At 69.7% G+C, this 17,342-nt stretch carries 12 protein-coding genes; 4 read left to right on the top strand and 8 right to left on the bottom strand.

Annotation, left to right across the window (positions count from 1 at the left end; translation table 11 throughout):
* Window positions 1-61: 61 nt before the first annotated feature.
* From ABDJ40_RS12040 to queF, 8 genes are all read right to left on the bottom strand, one after another.
* On the bottom strand, window positions 62-2,011 hold the full coding sequence (locus ABDJ40_RS12040; protein WP_347609989.1) for an ATP-binding cassette domain-containing protein: 1,950 nt from the start codon (window positions 2,009-2,011) through the stop codon (window positions 62-64).
* Between the two features lie 7 nt (window positions 2,012-2,018).
* The gene (prmB, locus tag ABDJ40_RS12035; protein ID WP_347609987.1) at window positions 2,019-2,891 is read right to left on the bottom strand and encodes a 50S ribosomal protein L3 N(5)-glutamine methyltransferase; all 873 of its coding nucleotides are present in this window, start codon (window positions 2,889-2,891) and stop codon (window positions 2,019-2,021) included.
* Window positions 2,888-4,081: a succinyl-diaminopimelate desuccinylase gene (dapE, locus tag ABDJ40_RS12030; protein ID WP_347609985.1), complete on the bottom strand. Its 1,194-nt coding sequence runs from the start codon at window positions 4,079-4,081 to the stop codon at window positions 2,888-2,890. Before dapE ends, prmB begins: the two co-directional genes overlap by 4 nt.
* Entirely contained in the window at window positions 4,078-5,238 is a 1,161-nt protein-coding gene (locus ABDJ40_RS12025; RefSeq protein WP_269632793.1) for a PilT/PilU family type 4a pilus ATPase, read from the bottom strand. The genes dapE and ABDJ40_RS12025 overlap by 4 nt, the downstream gene beginning before the upstream one ends.
* Window positions 5,239-5,346: 108 nt before the next feature.
* Complete coding sequence (gene dapD / locus ABDJ40_RS12020) at window positions 5,347-6,171, bottom strand: 2,3,4,5-tetrahydropyridine-2,6-dicarboxylate N-succinyltransferase (protein ID WP_347609982.1); 825 nt, start codon at window positions 6,169-6,171, stop codon at window positions 5,347-5,349.
* An 80-nt stretch (window positions 6,172-6,251) separates the two neighbouring features.
* Complete coding sequence (gene dapC / locus ABDJ40_RS12015; protein WP_347609980.1) at window positions 6,252-7,460, bottom strand: succinyldiaminopimelate transaminase; 1,209 nt, start codon at window positions 7,458-7,460, stop codon at window positions 6,252-6,254.
* 25 nt (window positions 7,461-7,485) lie between these two features.
* The gene (locus ABDJ40_RS12010) at window positions 7,486-7,911 is read right to left on the bottom strand and encodes an SET domain-containing protein (protein WP_347609978.1); all 426 of its coding nucleotides are present in this window, start codon (window positions 7,909-7,911) and stop codon (window positions 7,486-7,488) included.
* 229 nt (window positions 7,912-8,140) lie between these two features.
* Complete coding sequence (gene queF, locus ABDJ40_RS12005; RefSeq protein ID WP_347610400.1) at window positions 8,141-8,569, bottom strand: preQ(1) synthase; 429 nt, start codon at window positions 8,567-8,569, stop codon at window positions 8,141-8,143.
* Window positions 8,570-8,891: 322 nt separating this feature from the next.
* On the opposite strand from queF, the gene smc reads away from it, so the two are divergent.
* Genes smc through ligA form a run of 4 tightly spaced genes read left to right on the top strand, consistent with a single transcriptional unit; the run spans window position 8,892 to window position 17,296 of the window.
* A complete protein-coding gene (gene smc, locus ABDJ40_RS12000; RefSeq protein ID WP_347609976.1) occupies window positions 8,892-12,404 on the top strand; it encodes a chromosome segregation protein SMC in 3,513 nt (1,170 codons plus the stop codon).
* 52 nt (window positions 12,405-12,456) lie between these two features.
* The gene (locus ABDJ40_RS11995) at window positions 12,457-13,527 is read left to right on the top strand and encodes a cell division protein ZipA C-terminal FtsZ-binding domain-containing protein (RefSeq protein ID WP_269632798.1); all 1,071 of its coding nucleotides are present in this window, start codon (window positions 12,457-12,459) and stop codon (window positions 13,525-13,527) included.
* A gap of 55 nt (window positions 13,528-13,582) precedes the next feature.
* Window positions 13,583-14,893, top strand: a complete 1,311-nt coding sequence (gene paeA / locus ABDJ40_RS11990) for a polyamine export protein PaeA (RefSeq protein WP_347609973.1) — start codon at window positions 13,583-13,585, stop codon at window positions 14,891-14,893.
* Between the two features lie 30 nt (window positions 14,894-14,923).
* Entirely contained in the window at window positions 14,924-17,296 is a 2,373-nt protein-coding gene (ligA, locus tag ABDJ40_RS11985; RefSeq protein WP_347609971.1) for an NAD-dependent DNA ligase LigA, read from the top strand.
* Window positions 17,297-17,342: the final 46 nt, after the last annotated feature.

The following is a 17,342-nucleotide window of genomic DNA, read 5'->3' as shown; positions in this document are numbered from 1 at the left end:
GGGGCTTCCCGCCTGCGCAGGCCTCAGGCCAGGGCGTGTGCCTGCCGCCCGGCCGGCCGGATCACAGCCCGGCAGCGGTGGTGATGGCCTCGATCTGCTCGCTGAGTTCCAGCCAGCGCATCTCCAGCTCGTCGATCTCGTCGCCCACGGCCTTGAGGCGGCGGCCGCTCTCCGCGATGGCTGCGGGGGCGAGGGCGCCCGTGGCCAGCTCGGCCTCCAGGGACTCGCGCTCCTGGCTCAGCTTGGCCAGCTGCTTGTCGATGGACTCGATCTCCTTGCGCAGCGGTCGCGTCTGCTCGTTGAGCTTGGCGCGGGCCTGCGCGGAAGCCTTGCGGTCCTCACGCTGATTGGCCGGGCTTGCGCTGCTCTGCGCCTTCTGGGCCTCGGCGGCGCTGCGGCTGGCCTCCTTGATGGCCCGGGCGGCCTCGCGGGCGGTTTCCAGCAGCCAGCGCTGGTAGTCGTCCAGGTCGCCATCGAAAGGCGAGACCTGACCCTTGGCGACCAGCCAGAACTCGTCGCAGACCTCGCGCAGCAAGGCGCGGTCGTGGCTGACCAGCATCACCGTGCCTTCGAACTCGTTGAGCGCCATGGACAGCGCCTCGCGGGTCTGCAGGTCCAGGTGGTTGGTCGGTTCGTCCAGCAGCAGCAGGTTGGGGCGCTGCCAGACCAGCATGGCCAGCACCAGGCGGGCCTTCTCGCCGCCGGAGAGGCTGCCCACGGCCTGGTTGACCATGTCGCCGGTGAAGCGGAACTGGCCGAGGAAGTCGCGCAGCTCCTGCTCGCGCGCCTGCGGGCTGACCTCCTTGGCCAGGCGGCTCATGTGGGCCAGCGGGCCTTCGTCGGGCCGCAGCACGTCCATCTCCTGCTGGGCGAAGTAGCCGATGGCCAGGCCCTTGCCCTCGGTGAGCGTGCCGGCGAGGGCCTTCTGCATGCGGGCGACGGTCTTGACCAGGGTGGACTTGCCCTGGCCGTTGGCGCCCAGGATGCCGATGCGCTGGCCGGCCAGCACGGTGCGGTTGATGTCGCGCACGATGGTGGTCTCGCCGTAGCCGCAGGCCACGTCGCGCAGCGAGAGCATGGGGTTGGGCAGGGACACCGGCTCGCGGAACTCGAAGGCGAAGTCCGCCGAGGCCAGCACCGGCGCGAGGCGCTCCATGCGCTCCAGCGCCTTGACCCGGCTCTGCGCCTGCTTGGCCTTGGTGGCCTTGGCCTTGAAGCGATCGATGAACTTCTGCAGGTGGGCAATGCGGTCCTGCTGCTTCTCGAAGGCCGCCTGATGCTGCTCCATGCGCTCGGCGCGCATGGCCTCGAAGGCCGTGTAGTTGCCGCCGTAGCGGGTCAGCTTGGCCTCGTCCAGGTGCAGGGTGACGCGGGTGATGGCGTCGAGAAACTCGCGGTCGTGGCTGATGATCAGCAGCGTGCCCTCGTAGCGCTGCAGCCAGGCTTCCAGCCAGACCAGGGCGTCCAGGTCCAGGTGGTTGGTGGGCTCGTCCAGCAGCATGAGGTCGGCCGGGCACATCAGCGCGCGGGCCAGCTGCAGGCGCATGCGCCAGCCGCCCGAGAAGCTGTTCACCGGGGCATCCACCTGCGTGCCCTTGAAGCCCAGGCCCATCAGCAGGGCCTGCGCGCGGGCACGGGCATCGAAGGCGCCGGCATCGCTCATGGCGACATGGCCCTCGGCGATGCCGTGGCCGTCCCCTTCGGCTTCGGCCTTGGCCAGCAGCTCGCGGGCGGCCATCAGGCGGGTGTCACCTTCCAGCACGAAGTCGGTGGCGGAGGCCTCGGTCTCGGGCATGTGCTGGGCGACCTCGGCCATGCGCCAGTGCTTCGGCACTTCCACATCGCCGCGGTCCGCATGCAGACGCTCGGTCAGCAGCGCAAAGAGGCTGGACTTGCCGGCGCCGTTGCGGCCCACGAGGCCGATCTTCTCGCCGGGTTGCAGCACCACGCTGGCATCGTCCAGCACGACCTTGGTGCCGCGTCGCAGCACCACATTCTTCAAGGTGATCATGTCTTGTTCAGTTGAGACCGGCGAGCAGGGACTCGCGGGTCACGAGCAGCACCTGGTCCTCGCCGGCGCTGCATTCCATCCAGGCCACTTCCAGGCGCGGGAAGGCGGCTTCGAAAAACTCGCGCTCGTTGCCGATCTCCAGCACCAGCGCGGCATTCGGGTTCATCTGCTGCGGCGCGCTGGCGAAGAGCTTGCGCACGAAGTCCATGCCGTCGCTGCCGCCGGCCAGGGCCAGCTCGGGCTCGGCGCGGTATTCGGCTGGCAGGGCGGCCATGGACTGGCTGTTGACGTAGGGCGGGTTGCAGAGGATGAGGTCGTAGGGGCCCTGCGCCGGGGCCAGCGCGTCGCCCTGCAGCAGGCGGATGCGGTCGGCCAGGCCGTGTCTGTCCACGTTGATGCGTGCGACGGCCAGGGCGTCCTCGGAGAGGTCGATGGCATCCACCTGCAGCTCCGGCCAGGCCATGGCGGCCAGGATGGCCAGGCTGCCGTTGCCGGTGCACAGGTCCAGGGCCCGTGCGGTGCTGTCGGACAGCCAGGGGTCGATGGTGGCCTCGGCGATCAGCTCGGCGATGAAGCTGCGCGGCACGATGGCGCGCTCGTCCACGTAGAAAGACACGCCCTGCAGCCAGGCCTCGCGGGTGAGATAGGCGGCGGGCTTGCGCGTGCGGATGCGCTCGTCCACCAGGGTGTCGATGCCGGCTTGCTGTGCGGCGTCCAGCAGGTCCTCCTCGTGGTCGCCCAGGCTGTCCAGCGGCAGTCCCAGCTTCCACAGGACCAGCCAGGCCGCCTCGTCAAAGGCATTGGTGGTGCCATGCCCAAACGCGACGCCCGCCTTGACGAGGCGGGCGGCTTGGGCTTCGATGCAGTCGATCAGCTTCACAGCAGCAATTGTTCCAGGCAGAGGCAGTAGATGGCGGCCAGCGGGCCGACCTGGTCCACGGGCACGTATTCGTCGATCTTGTGAATGCTGGCGTTGAGCGGCCCGAACTCGGCCACCTGCGGGCAGACCTTGGCGATGAAGCGGCCGTCCGAGGTGCCGCCGGTGGTGGACAGCTCGGTCTGCGCGCCCGTCACCTCGCGGATGGCCGCGCCCAGCGCGTCGCTGAGGCTGCCCACGGGCGTCAGGAAGGGCTCGCCGCTGAGGTTCCAGTCGAGCGCGTACTCGAGGCCGTGGCGGTCCAGCAGCGCATGGACGCGGGCCTTGAGGCTGTCCGGCGTCGACTCGGTGGAGAAGCGGAAGTTGAAGTCCAGCACCAGCTCGCCCGGGATGACGTTGGTGGCGCCGGTGCCGGCCGCGATATTGGAGATCTGGAAGGTGGTGGGCGGGAAGTAGCTGTTGCCGCGGTCCCATTCGGTGGCCGCGAGCTCGGCCAAGGCCGGCGCGGCCTGGTGCACCGGGTTGCGGGCCAACTGCGGATAGGCCACATGGCCCTGCACGCCGATCACGCGCAGGCGGCCTGAAAGCGAGCCGCGGCGGCCGTTCTTGACCGTGTCGCCCAGGCGCTGGACCGAGGTCGGTTCGCCGACGATGCAGAAGTCCAGGCGCTGGCCGCGTGCCTTCAGCCGTTCCACGCAGACCACGGTGCCGTCCTTGGCCGGGCCTTCCTCGTCGCTGGTCAGCAGGAAGGCGATGCCGCCTGCCGGCGCCGGATAGCGCTCCAGAAAGGCCTCGCAGGCGGTGACCATGGCGGCCAGCGAGGTCTTCATGTCCGCCGCGCCGCGGCCGTAGAGGCGGCCGTCGCGGTAGCTGGGCACGAAGGGATCGCTGGACCAGGCGCTCAGCGCGCCGGTGGGCACGACGTCCGTGTGGCCGGCGAAGACCAGCACCGGGCCATCGCTGGCGCTGCCCGGGCGCAGGGCCCAGAGGTTGCTGACGCGGGCTTCCTCGGGGCCGCTGTCCATGCGCTCCAGCTGGAAGCCCAGGGCGGCCAGGCGCGCGCCCAGCAGGTCCAGGCAGCCCTCGTCGCGCGGGGTCACGGAGGGGCGGCTGATCAGCTGCTCCAGCAGCTGCAGGGTGGGTTCGCCGAGGCGCTCGGCCAGCGCGCCGGCCTCGTTCACGCGGGGATTCATTCGGTGCGCACGTCCAGGGTGATGGAGGTGAAGCTGGCGGTGTCCTCGGCCGGCTCTTCCTTCTTCTTGTTGCCTTCGCCCTTGCCCAGCGCGGGGCCTTCGTTCTGCAGGCGCCACAGCAGGTTGGTCGGGGAGTCGGCAAAGGCCAGGCCTTCTTCCTTGCTGATGATGCCTTCCTTGATCAGGTGGGCGAAGTGTTCCTCGAAGGTCTGAGAGCCTTCGGCGATGGACTTCTCCATCGCTTCCTTGACGCCGTTGAAGTCCCCGTGCTCGATCAGCTCGGCGGTCAGCTTGGTGTTGACCAGGATCTCGGTGACGGGCACTCGGCCGCCGGACTGCGCGCGCACCAGGCGCTGGGACACCACCGCCTTGAGGCCCGCGGCCAGGTCATTCAGCAGGGCAGGGCGGCTTTCCGGTGTGTAGAAGGACAGGATGCGGTTCAGCGCGTGGTAGCTGTTGTTGCCGTGCAGGGTGGCCAGCACGAGGTGGCCCGACAGGGCGTAGGAGATGGCCGCGGTCATGGTCTCGCGGTCCCGGATTTCGCCGATCAGGATGCAGTCCGGCGACTGCCGCAGCGCGTTCTTCAGCGCCACGTGCAGCGAGGCGGTGTCCCGGCCCACCTCGCGCTGGTTGACCACCGAGCGCTTGTTGCTGAACAGGAACTCGACCGGATCCTCGATGGTCAGGATGTGCCCCGCCATGTTCTGGTTGCGCTGCTCCAGCATGGCGGCCAGCGTGGTGCTCTTGCCGGTGCCGGTGGCGCCCACCATCAGGATCAGGCCGCGCTTTTCCATCACCAGCTTGGAGAGGATGGGCGGGAGGTTGAGGCTGTCCAGCGAGGGGATGACGTGCGGGATGTGGCGGAACACGGCCGCGATGGAGCCGCGCTGGCGGAAGGCCGAGAGGCGGAAGCTGCCCACCTTGGAGATGGACACGGCCATGTTCAGCTCGCCCGTTTCGTCCAGTTCGGCCAGGTTGCGGGCGTCCAGCACCTCGGCGATCAGCTGGCGCGGCTGGCTGGGCGTCAGCAGCTGGTCGGACAGCTGCAGCATCTGGCCGTTGATGCGGATCAGCACCGGCATATTGGCCGAGAGATAGATGTCCGAGGCGCCCTTGTCCGCCATCAGGCGCAGGATGCGCTCCATGTTTCCGCTCATGCCGTCTCCACACCAAATCAGAAAGTCAAACGGGCTTCGCCGCCCGGGAAGGCGTGCGAAGCCCGAATCATCGCCTAGTTTTGCGGGCCGCAGCCCGGGGGAACGTCCTCAGGCGCGCAACAGTTCGTTGATGCTGGTCTTGGCGCGGGTGCCGGCATCGACCTTCTTGACGATGATGGCGGCGTAAAGGCTGTACTTGCCGTCCGCCTTGGGCAGGGAGCCGCTGATCACCACCGAGCCGGCGGGCACGCGGCCGTAGGAGACCTCGTCCTTCTCGCGGTCGTAGATGGGCGTGCTCTGGCCGATGTAGACGCCCATCGAGATGACCGAGTTCTCCTCGACGATCACGCCCTCCACCACCTCGGAGCGGGCGCCCACGAAGCAGTTGTCTTCGATGATGGTCGGGTTGGCCTGCAGGGGCTCCAGCACGCCGCCGATGCCCACGCCGCCGCTCAGGTGCACGTTCTTGCCGATCTGGGCGCAGGAGCCCACGGTGGCCCAGGTGTCGACCATGGTGCCTTCGTCCACATAGGCGCCGATGTTGACGTAGGAGGGCATCAGCACCACGTTCTTGGCCATGAAACTGCCGCGGCGGGCCACGGCGGGCGGCACCACGCGCACGCCGGTGGCGCGCAGCTGGTCTTCGCTGAGACCGGCGAACTTGGTGGGGACCTTGTCGAAGAAGGCCAGGTCGCCGCTGCCCATGGCGCGGTTGTCGTTGAGGCGGAAGGACAGCAGCACGGCCTTCTTGACCCACTGGTGCACCGTCCACTGGCCCACGGCCTGGCGCTCGGCCACGCGCAGACGGCCGGCGTCCAGCTCGGCCAGCACATGGTCCACGGCCTCGCGCACGGCGGCAGGGGCGCTGCTGGGGCTGAACTGGGTGCGGTCTTCCCAGGCTTGGTCGATGAGGGTCTGCAGGTCTTGGCTCATGGTGTTCTCGGGTCAGGAAGAGGGAGGGAAGGGCGCCGCCGCGATGGCAGGGGGGCGCCCCGTGCGCCGGGTACCGGGCTTCAGGCTGAGTACGCGCGGGTGAATTCGACGATGCGGTGGGCGGCTTCCAGGCATTCGGCTTCCTCGGCCACCAGGGCCAGGCGGATGCGCCCGCGGCCCGGATTGACGCCGTGGGCCTCGCGCGCCAGCAGGCTGCCAGGCAGGACCGCCACATTGTATTGAGCGAGCAATTCGAGGGTGAAGCGGATGTCATCCCCGCCCGGGACGCCGGCCCAGAGGTAGAAGCTGGCATCGGGCAGGGCCACGTCCAGCACCTCGGCCAGCAGGGGCGTCACCGCGGCGAACTTGGCGCGGTAGGCGTCCCGGTTGGCGACCACATGCGCCTCGTCATTCCAGGCGGCGATGCTGGCGGCCTGCACCATGGGGTTCATGGCGCTGCCGTGGTAGGTGCGGTAGAGCAGGAACTTCTTCAGCAGCGCGGCATCTCCGGCCACGAAGCCCGAGCGCAGCCCCGGCACGTTGGAGCGCTTGGAGAGGCTGGTGAAGGCCACGAGATTGCGGAAGTCCGGGCGGCCCAGCTGCACGGCGGCCTGCAGGCCGGAGAGCGGCGCTTCGTTGCGGAAGTAGATCTCGGAGTAGCACTCGTCCGAGGCGATCACGAAGCCATGGCGGTCCGAGAGCTCGAAGAGCTGGCGCCATTCCTCCAGGGGCATGACGGCGCCCGTCGGGTTGCCGGGCGAGCAGACGTAGAGCAGCTGGGTGCGGGCCCAGGTGGCGTCGTCGATCTGGCGCCAGTCGGCAGCGAAGTTGCGCGCCGGGTCGGAGTTGGCGAAGGCGGGCTTCGCACCGGCCAGCAGGGCCGCGCCTTCGTAGATCTGATAGAAGGGATTGGGGCAGACGACGGTGGCGCCGGGGCGCGAGGCGTCGATCACCGTCTGGGCGAAGGCGAACAGCGCCTCGCGAGAACCGTTGACGGGCAGCACCTGCCTGGCCGGGTCGAGGGCCAGGCCATAGCGGCGCTGCAGCCAGCCGCAAATGGCCTCGCGCAGCCGGGGCTCGCCAGCGGTGGCGGGGTAGACGGAGAGGCCCGAGAGATGCGCCATCAGCGCGTCCTCGATCAGCTTGGGGGCTGGGTGCTTGGGCTCGCCGATCCCGAGGCTGATGGGGCGCAGGGCCGGGTTGGGCTGCAGGTCCTTCGTGAGGGCGCGCAGGCGCTCGAAGGGGTAGGGCTGCAGCGTGTCCAGCAGGGGGTTGTGAGGCGTTTGCATCCAGCGGGGCGCCGCTCGTGGCGGCTCAAAGACGACCCTGGCAATTGTCGGCCCCACAGCGGCATTCCAGCCGGCCTTCATGGTGGGTCAGGCCGTAGGACACGGTTATTTCTTCGCCAATCGCGATTTCGCGCAGGGCGAAGAAGCGCACCTCGCCGTCCTGCACCTCGATGCGGGCATTGGCCGCGCAGCTGTGGTTGGTGAAGCGCATGGCGTCGTCGGAGCGGCTGCAGTCGATGGCGCGCGAGGGCGAGAGCTCCACCAGCATCAGGCGCGGCCGGCCCTGGGCGCGGCGCCGGGCCTCGGCCACGGTGATGGGCTCGCCCGTCAGGTCGCCGATGTGGCGGCCGGTGGCGATGGGCTCGTCCGCGAAGACGCCGAAGCCGTCGATGCGGCTGCGTTTCACGCGGACGGCGGCGTACTGGTGGGTGCTGCTGGTGCTGAAACTCATGAAGGATTGTGCCCCTCGCCCAGCCCCGCCGCGCTGGACGCGGGCGGGGCTGGGCGGTCCCCCGAGGGGACGGCGCTGAGGGCGGCCTGGCGCCGCCCTCAGCGCCAGAAGGGCCGGCTTGGGGCGGCCCGGTGCTCGGCCCGGTGCTCGGCCCGGCGCTCGGCCCGGCGCTCGGCCCGGAAGGCCAAGACTCGGCGTTCGGCCCTGATTGGCAAGGCCCGGCGGCGGCTTACAGCAGACCGGTCTCGGCGCCGTGCTGGGGCAGGTCCACGCGCGGCTGGGGCTTCCAGCCCTTCTTGCGGTGCTCGACGACGACGTTGGTGTAGATGCCGCCGCGCACATACCACTTGGCGGTGATGCGGATGAAGCGCGGGTTGGTGACCTTCACGATGTCTTCCAGGATGGTGTTGGTCACCTTCTCGTGGAAGGCGCCTTCATCGCGGTAGGACCACATGTACATCTTCAGGCTCTTGAGCTCGACGCAGTACTCGTCCGCGATCATGTCGATCGTGAAGTGGGCGAAGTCGGGCTGACCGGTCAGCGGGCAGAAGCAGGTGAACTCGGGCACCTGGAACTGGATGGCGTAGTCACGCTGCGGGGCCGGGTTGGGGAAGACGTGCAGTTCCTTGCTGGGGCGCGAGGGCGGGTTCACCGGCATTTCGCGCATCTTGGGCGCGGCCTTGGTGGATGCCTTGGTGGCGGGCTTTGCAGCGGCCTTGCTCACGGGCTTGGCGGCGGCGGTCTTGGTGTTCTTGCTCATGTGGATTCCAGGCCGGCGCCCGCCACTGACTTGGGCGTCAGCGCTGGCGCATGGGGAAGGATTTGGGGGAGGTGGGCGATGTTATCATCCGGCCCCGAGATTTGCCCCTGTTGAGGGGCATTTCTGTAAATAAATCAACGCCTTAGCTTCTGCTTCAACGCCGGCTTCGGCGCAACGCCTCGTGCGGACTTCGGGATTCTTAGAGCCAGCCTAGCCGTCCATGCGCCTGAACTCGATCAAGCTCTCGGGCTTCAAGTCCTTTGCCGAGCCCACCAATTTCCAGCTGCCGGGGCAACTGGTGGGCGTGGTCGGGCCCAATGGCTGCGGCAAGTCCAACATCATGGACGCCGTGCGCTGGGTGCTGGGCGAGAGCAAGGCCAGCGAGCTGCGTGGCGAGTCCATGCAGGACGTGATCTTCAACGGCTCCGGCAACCGCCGCCCGGCCAGCCGCGCCAGCGTGGAACTCGTGTTCAGCAACGAGGACGCCCGTGCCGGCGGCCAGTGGAACCAGTTCGCGGAGATCGCCGTCAAGCGCGTGCTGACCCGTGAAGGCGGCAGCAGCTACTTCATCAACAACCAGCCGGTGCGCCGCCGCGACGTGCAGGACGTGTTCCTGGGCACCGGCCTGGGCCCGCGCGCCTACGCCATCATCGGCCAGGGCACCATCAGCCGCATCATCGAGTCCAAGCCCGAGGAGCTGCGGCTGTTCCTGGAAGAAGCCGCGGGCGTCTCCAAGTACAAGGAACGCCGCCGCGAGACCGAGAACCGGCTCAAGGACACGCGCGAGAACCTCACCCGCGTGGAAGACATCCTCCGCGAGCTGAACAACAACCTCGAGAAGCTGGAGCGCCAAGCCGAGGTCGCCGCCAGCTACCGCTCCTTGCAGGACGCCGGCACGCTGAAGCTGCACCAGCTGTGGTTCCTCAAGCACCGCGACGCCGCCACCGAGCAGGACCGCGTCAAGAAGGAGCACCTGGACGCCGTCAACGCACTGGAAGCCCGCCTGGCGGAGCTGCGCGCCGTCGAGGCCGAGCTGGAGACCGTGCGCCAGGCCCATTACGCCGCGGGCGACGAGCTGCACGCCGCGCAGGGCCGCATGGCCGAGGCGCAGCTGGAGGTGAGCCGGCTGGAGGAGCGCATCCGCTATGTGGTCGAGGGCCGCCAGCGCGTCGAGAGTCGCCTGATCGAGCTGCAGGCCCAGAACCAGCAGTGGGAGGAGCGCGCCGCGCAGGCCGAGGCGGAGCTGGAGGACATCGCCGCGAAGATCGCCGAGGCCGAGGAGCAGAGCGAGATCCTCGCCGCCCAGGCCGAGGAGCAGGCCATGAACCTGCCCAACCACGAGGACGCGGTGCGGGCACACCAGGCCCGGGCCAACGAGCAGCGCACCCAGGTCAGCCAGGTCCAGCAGCAGATCCAGGTGCTGGCCGCCGAGAGCCGCAACATCGACGAGCAGAACCGCCAGCTGCGCACGCGCCGCGAGCGCCTGGCCACCGAGAGGCAAGGCCTGACCCTCCCGGACCAGGGCCGCCTGGAGGAACTCAAGCTCCAGAGTGCCGATGCCGACGAGCAGCGCGACCTCGCCGACGCCCGCCTGCACGAGCTGCAGGAGCAGGTGCCGCAGCTGGACGAGTCCCGCCGCGCCGCCCAGGACGACGCCAACCGCCAGCTGGCGCGCCAGGCCGATCTCTCCGCCCGCCTGGAGGCGCTCAAGGCCCTGCAGGAAAAGGTGCAGACCGAGGGCAAGCTCAAGCCCTGGCTCGCGAAGCACGGTCTGGACGGTCTGGCCGGCCTGTGGACGCGCCTGCACATCGAGACCGGCTGGGAAAACGCCCTCGAGGCCGCCCTGCGCGAGCGCATGGGCGCGCTGGAGGTCGGCCGCCTGGAGACGGTGCGCGCCTTCGCCACCGACGCGCCGCCCGCCCGCCTGGCCTTCTATTCGCCGCCCGCCGCGGCCATCGCCAACACCCACGAGACCCTGCCGCGCCTCACGGACCTGCTGCGGCTGGACGACGCCGGCCTGAAGGCCCTGCTCAACGACTGGCTGGAGGGCGTCTACACCGCGGCGTCGATGGACGAGGCCCTGGCCGGCCGCGGCAAGCTCTCGCACGGCGAGGTCATCATGACCCGCGAGGGTCACGCGGTGAGCCAGTTCGCCGTCAGCTTCTACGCGCCCGATTCCGAGGCCGCCGGCCTGCTGGCCCGCGCGCAGGAGATCGAGAACCTGGGTCGCGAGCTGCGCGCCCAGACCCTGATCGCCGACGACGCCAAGACCCACCTGATCCGCGCCGAGGCCGCCTACACCGAGGCCTCGCAGCGCCTGGCCGCCGTGCGGCGCGAGGCCAGCGAGTCTCAGACGCGCGCCCACCAGCTGCATGTGGAGCTGCTGCGCCTTTCGCAACAGGCCGAGGCCGCCAGCACCCGCAAGGCTCAGCTGGAGGACGAGATCGCCGAGATCGACGCCCAGTCCGAGGAGCTGCAGGAACGCCGCATGACCGGCGAGGCCCGCTTCGAGGAGCTGGACCTGCAGCTGGCGGATACGCAAGAGCGCCATGCGCAGCTGGAAGAGGGCGTGATCGCGGCCGAGCGCAAGCTGGCCGAGGCCCGCGAGCAGCTGCGGGCGCTGGAGCGCCGTGCGCAGGAATCGCAGTTCGCCGCCCGCGGCCTGGCCGCGCGTCGGGGCGAGCTGCAGCGCGGCATCGAGACCGCCGGCCAGCAGATCGCGCAGAACAAGGCCTCCGCCGAGAACCTGCAGGCCGAGCTGGACACCCTCAACGACGCCGCCGCGCAGGCCGGCCTGCAGGATGCGCTGGCCCTCAAGATGGAGCGCGAACAGCAGCTGGCCGCCGTGCGCAGCAGCTATGACGACCTCAGCCTGCGCCTGCGCCGCGCCGAGGAGCAGCGCCTGAGCTTCGAGCGCAGCCTGGAGCCCCTGCGCGAGCGCATCACCAAGCTGCAGCTGGACGAGCAGGCCGCGCAGCTGGGCGGCGCCCAGTACCTGGAGCAGCTGAGCGCCGCAGGCGTGGACCTGGAACAGCTGGCCAGGACGGTGGAAGAGGGCGAGGTCAAGCTGTGGGGCCTGCAGAGCGAGATCGACCGCATCAACCGCGAGATCGCCGCCCTGGGTGCCGTCAACCTGGCCGCGCTGGACGAGCTCACCGCAGCCCGCGAGCGCAAGACCTTCCTGGACTCGCAGTTCGGCGATCTCACCAGCGCCATCAACACGCTGGAAGACGCCATCCACAAGATCGACCTGGAGACGCGCGACCTGCTGTCCGCCACCTTCAATCAGGTCAACGAGCATTTCGGCCGCATGTTCCCCAGCCTCTTCGGTGGCGGCAACGCCAAGCTGGTGATGACGGGGGACGAGATCCTGGACGCCGGCGTGCAGGTCATGGCCCAACCGCCGGGCAAGAAGAACAGCACCATCCACCTGCTCTCGGGCGGCGAGAAGGCGCTGACGGCCATCGCGCTGGTGTTCGCCATCTTCCAGCTGAACCCGGCGCCCTTCTGCCTGCTGGACGAAGTGGACGCGCCGCTGGACGACGCCAACACCGAGCGCTATGCGCGCCTGGTCGCGCAGATGAGCGCGGGCACGCAGTTCCTCTTCATCTCGCACAACAAGATCGCGATGGAGATGGCGGAACAACTGATCGGGGTGACCATGCAGGAGCAGGGCGTGTCCCGTATCGTGGCGGTGGACATGGAAGCCGCCCTGACCATGGCAGAGAGCTGATGAGGACTATTGCAGTGGACCGCTTGGCGTGTGAAGTGATGGAGGTCGGGGCATGACGCTGACCGCAATGCTGGCCATCCTGGGCGGCCTGGTGCTGGCCGCCGTGATTGCCCATGGCGCCTGGACCGCCCGCAAGGCCGGCCCCAGGCGTGCCGACCCGCCGCAGGAGCCCGGCCTGGGCGAGCGCCAGGAGCCGGGGCTGGGCGAAGCCCGCGCCGCCGTGGGCGAGCCCTTCGCCGAGGACCCGGGCATGGCGGACACCGTCCCCATGCCCGGCCGCCACCCGCTGCCACGCAAGCCTTCGGCCCGCATCGACGCCCTGATCGATGCCATCGCCACCGTCACCGTGGAACTGCCGGTGAGCGGCGAAATGGCGCTGTCCCACCTGCCCGGCAGCCGCCGCGCCGGCACCAAGCCCTTCCACATCGAGGGTCTCAATGCCGAGACGGGGGACTGGGAGCTGCCCGCGCCGGGCCAGCGCTACAGCGAGTTCCAGGCCGGCGTGCAGATGGCCAACCGCAGCGGTGCCCTGAACGAGATCGAGTACTCGGAGTTCCTCCAGAAGGTGCAGGGCTTCGCCGACGGCATCACCGGTTTCCTGCAGGCCCCCGACATGCTGGACGTGGTGTCGCGGGCACGCGAGCTGGACCAGTTCGCCAGCGAACACGACGCCCAGCTGGCCGTGGTGCTGCGCGCCAAGACGGCTGCCTGGACCCTGGGTTATGTGCAGCAGATGGCCCTGCGCCACGGCTTCGTGCCCGGCGCCATTCCCGGCCGCCTGGTGCTGCCTGCGGCGGAGGAGGGCGCGCCGCCCGTGCTGCTGCTGAGCTTCGAGCCCCAGGCCGCGCTGGCCGAGGATCCGGCTGCCAGCAGCCTGCGCGAGCTGACCCTGTCCCTGGACGTGCCCCAGACACCCGAATCCCTGGAACCCTTCGCCGCCTGGCAGGAGTGTGCCCGCCAGTTGTCCCGCGACTTCGAGGCCGACGTCTGCGACGACCGGGGCCAGGTCTTGCCCCTGGTGGCCTTCCAGCACATCGGCCAGGAGCTCTCCACGCTCTACAAGGCCCTGGCCTCGCGCGACCTGGCCGCGGGCAGCCTGGCGGCGCGGCGGCTTTTCAGCTGACCCAGCCGGTAGTGGCAGGACTACACTGGGGGCCCGCCACTCCTGATGCCCGCCCTTGAGCACCAGCCTCCTGCTCATCGCCCTGCTGATCGCCGCCAGCGCCTTCTTCTCGATGGCCGAGCTGTCCCTGGCGGCCTCGCGCCGCCTGAAGCTGCGCCAGCTGGCCGAGGAAGGGGATGAGCGCGCCGAGCGCGTGCTGCAGGTCCAGGAGCAGCCGGGCCACTACTTCACCGTGATCCAGATGGGCGTCAACACCGTCGCCATCCTGGGCGGCATCGTGGGCGAGGGCGCCTTCACGCCGCATTTCGCGCAGGCCCTGTCCCTCGTGATGGCGCCCGAGCAGGCGCAGACCCTGGGCTTTGCGGCCTCCTTCGCTGTGATCACCGCACTGTTCATCGTGCTGGCGGACCTGGTGCCCAAGCGCCTGTCCATGAACGAGCCCGAGCGCGTGGCCCTGGTGCTGGTCGGGCCCATGCTGGCGCTCGTGAGCCTGCTCAAGCCCCTGGCCTGGGCCTTCAGCAGCCTCACCGAAGGCCTGATCCAGCTGATGGGCCGGCCGGCCACGCGCGACAACAGCATCACCCATCACGACATCCTGGCGCTGGCCGAGGCCGGCAACGAGGCGGGCGTGGTGGCCGATGCCGAGCAGCAGGTCATCGAGAACGTCTTCGAGCTGGACACCCGCACGGTGGAGAGCAGCATGACCACCCGCGAGCGCGTGGTCTTCTTCAGCCTGGATGACGACGACGCCCTGGTGCGCAACCGCATCGCCGAGGAACCGCACTCCACCTACCTCGTCTGCGACGGAGAAATCGACCAGGTGGTGGGCTATGTGGACGCCACCGACCTCTTCCAGCGCGTGCTGCGCGGCGAGCGCATCGAGCTGCGCGGCAGCAGCGGTCTGATCAAGAAAGTGCTGATCGTGCCGGACCGCATCACGCTGTCCGAGGTGCTGGCCCAGTTCCGCCAGGCCCACGAGGACTTTGCCGTCATCGTGAACGAGTACAGCCTCGTGGTCGGCGTGATCACGCTCAATGACGTCATGAGCACCGTGATGGGCAGCCTGGTGAGCCCGCACGACGAAGAGCAGATCGTGCGGCGCGAGGACGGCTCCTTCCTGGCCGACGGCATCACGCCCATCCCCGATGTGCAGCGCGCCCTGGGCCTGGAGGCCTGGCCGCACGCCGGCCAGTACGACACGCTGGCGGGCTTTCTGATGGTGATGCTGCGCCGCATCCCGAAGCGCACCGACCACGTGCTGTGGGAAGGCTGGCGTTTCGAAGTGATGGACGTCGACAGCCACCGGGTCGACCAGGTCATGATCGCGCGCGACGAAAGCCCCTCCGCCGGGGGGAGCCACGGCTGAGGGGCCCGGGCTTGGGCACAATCGCGGCCCATGAGCCAGAACGATCTTTTCGCCGCCACCCCTGAAGACGAGGCCACGCCCGCCGAGCGCGCCGCCCGCCTGCGCGAGCAGCTGAACCACCACGCCCATCTCTACTATGTGCTGGACGCGCCCGAGCTGCCGGACGCCGAATACGACCGCCTCTTCCAGGCCCTGCAGGCCCTGGAGGCCGCGCACCCGGAGCTGCTGACGCCGGACTCGCCCACGCAACGCGTGATCGGCCGCGTGCTCGACAACTTCATCCCGGTGCAGCATGCGGTGCCCATGCTCTCCATCCGCACCGAGACCGACACCGAGGCCAGCGGCGCCGAGAACTTCGACGCCCGCGTGCGCCGCGAGCTGGGCCTGGGCGCGGGCGATGCGCCGGTGGAGTACGCCGCCGAGCTCAAGTTCGACGGCCTGGCCATGAACCTGCGCTACGAGCAGGGCGTGCTGGTGCAGGCCGCCACCCGCGGGGATGGGCAGACCGGCGAAGACGTCACCCAGAACATCCGCACCATCGGCCAGATCCCGCTGAAGCTGAAGGGCCAGGCGCCGGAGGTGCTGGAGGTGCGCGGCGAGGTCTACATGCGCCGCGACGACTTCGACCAGCTCAACGAGAAGCAGCGCGCCAAGGGCGAGAAGACCTTCGTCAACCCGCGCAATGCGGCGGCCGGTGCGGTGCGCCAGCTGGATCCCGCCATCGCCGCGCAGCGCCCCCTGAGCTTCTTCGCCTACGGGCTGGGCGAGGTGCGCGGCTGGACCCTGCCCGCCACGCACAGCGGCCTGCTGGACGCCTTGGCGGCCTTCGGCCTGCCCGTCTGCAAGGACCGCGCCGTGGTGCAGGGCGCGGCCGGCCTGATCGCCTTCCACCGCGAGATGGGCGAGCGCCGCGATGCGCTGCCCTTCGACATCGACGGCATCGTCTACAAGGTCAACAGCCTGGCCCTGCAGCAGCGCCTGGGCTTTGTGACCCGCGAGCCGCGCTGGGCCGTGGCCCACAAGTACCCGGCCCAGGAGCAGATGACGCGCCTGCTGGACATCGACATCCAGGTCGGCCGCACCGGCAAGCTCACGCCCGTGGCCAAGCTGGAGCCCGTCTTCGTGGGGGGCACCACGGTCAGCAATGCCACGCTGCACAACGAGGACGAGGCCCGGCGCAAGGACGTGCGGGTGGGTGACACCGTCATCGTGCGCCGCGCCGGGGACGTGATCCCCGAGGTGGTGGGCGTGGTGCTGGAGCGCCGCCCCGCGGACGCCAGCGCGCCCTTCGACCTCTACCAGCGCCTGGGCGGCCAATGCCCCGTCTGCGGCAGCGGCATCGCGCGCGAAGAGGGCGAGGCCGACTGGCGCTGCACCGCCGGCCTCTTCTGCCCGGCCCAGCGCAAGCAGGCCCTGCTGCACTTCGCCAGCCGCCGCGCCATGGACATCGAGGGCTTCGGCGACGAGATTGTCTCCGCGCTGGTGGACGGCGGCCTGGTCAAGACGCCGGCCGATCTCTTCCGGCTCCAGCGCGATCAGCTGATCGGCCTGCGACTGGCGGGCGGCAGCAGCCTGCAGGCGCTCAGCGCCGACAACCTGCTCGCCGCCCTGCAGGCCGCTCGCACGCCGGCCCTGGGCCGGTTCCTCTTCGCGCTGGGCATCCGGCATGTGGGCGAGAGCACCGCGGCGGCCATCGCCAAGTTCTACGGCAGCTGGCAGGCCTTCCTGGCCACCGGCCGTCACACGCCACGTCTGATCCCCGACATCGGCAAGGAGGTGGCCGAGTCCATCGCCGCCTTCAATGCCGAGCCGCACAACCGCGAGGTGGTGACGGCCATGACGGGCCCTGAGGCGCAGGTCCAGCCCTCACAGCTGACGCCGTCGGTGCGCGTGCCGCTGAAGCAGCTGCTGGCCCTGGTGAAGGCGGTGGATGGCGAGGAGGGCGGCCGGCGGCTCAAGGGCATCGGCGGGGGCAGCATTGAGCGCCTGGCCGAGGCCTGCGGCACGCCGCAGGCCCTGGTGCAGTCCTCGCTGGCAGATGCCACGCTCGAATCGGCCCGCCTGGCCTTCGGCGAGCTCCTGGTGCAGCCGCTGTGGGCCGCGACGGTCGCGGAGCTGAACGCGCTGGGCAATGTCTGGGAGAGCGCGCCCGCCCAGCCCGAGGGGCAAGCCGGCGTGGCCGGACTCACCTTCGTGCTGACGGGCACCCTGCCGACGCTCTCACGCGACGCGGCCAAGGCGCTCATCGAGGCGGCGGGTGGCAAGGTCAGCGGCTCGGTCTCGAAGAAGACGCACTACGTCGTCGCGGGCGAGGAAGCCGGCTCCAAGCTGGACAAGGCCCGCGAGCTGGGCGTCACCGTGCTGGATGAGGCGGCGCTGCAGGCGCTGCTGAAGTCCGGCTGAGCCCGGCAGTGCTGGCCCCATGGCGGCATGCGCCGTCGCGGGGCCT

This window comes from Roseateles flavus, assembly GCF_039872765.1.
Lineage (GTDB): Bacteria > Pseudomonadota > Gammaproteobacteria > Burkholderiales > Burkholderiaceae_C > Roseateles_B > Roseateles_B flavus.
This window is presented reverse-complemented; position numbering and strand designations above follow the sequence as displayed.

What these genes read in the sequence shown, in the direction of transcription:
- ABDJ40_RS12040 (WP_347609989.1), bottom strand. Translation starts at nt 2,011, where the DNA reads ATGATCACCTTGAAGAATGTGGTGCTGCGACGCGGCACCAAGGTCGTG.
- dapE (WP_347609985.1), bottom strand. Translation starts at nt 4,081, where the DNA reads ATGAATCCCCGCGTGAACGAGGCCGGCGCGCTGGCCGAGCGCCTCGGC.
- ABDJ40_RS12025 (WP_269632793.1), bottom strand. Translation starts at nt 5,238, where the DNA reads ATGAGCGGAAACATGGAGCGCATCCTGCGCCTGATGGCGGACAAGGGC.
- dapD (WP_347609982.1), bottom strand. Translation starts at nt 6,171, where the DNA reads ATGAGCCAAGACCTGCAGACCCTCATCGACCAAGCCTGGGAAGACCGC.
- dapC (WP_347609980.1), bottom strand. Translation starts at nt 7,460, where the DNA reads ATGCAAACGCCTCACAACCCCCTGCTGGACACGCTGCAGCCCTACCCC.
- ABDJ40_RS12010 (WP_347609978.1), bottom strand. Translation starts at nt 7,911, where the DNA reads ATGAGTTTCAGCACCAGCAGCACCCACCAGTACGCCGCCGTCCGCGTG.
- queF (WP_347610400.1), bottom strand. Translation starts at nt 8,569, where the DNA reads ATGCCGGTGAACCCGCCCTCGCGCCCCAGCAAGGAACTGCACGTCTTC.
- smc (WP_347609976.1), top strand. Translation starts at nt 8,892, where the DNA reads ATGCGCCTGAACTCGATCAAGCTCTCGGGCTTCAAGTCCTTTGCCGAG.
- ABDJ40_RS11995 (WP_269632798.1), top strand. Translation starts at nt 12,457, where the DNA reads ATGACGCTGACCGCAATGCTGGCCATCCTGGGCGGCCTGGTGCTGGCC.
- ligA (WP_347609971.1), top strand. Translation starts at nt 14,924, where the DNA reads ATGAGCCAGAACGATCTTTTCGCCGCCACCCCTGAAGACGAGGCCACG.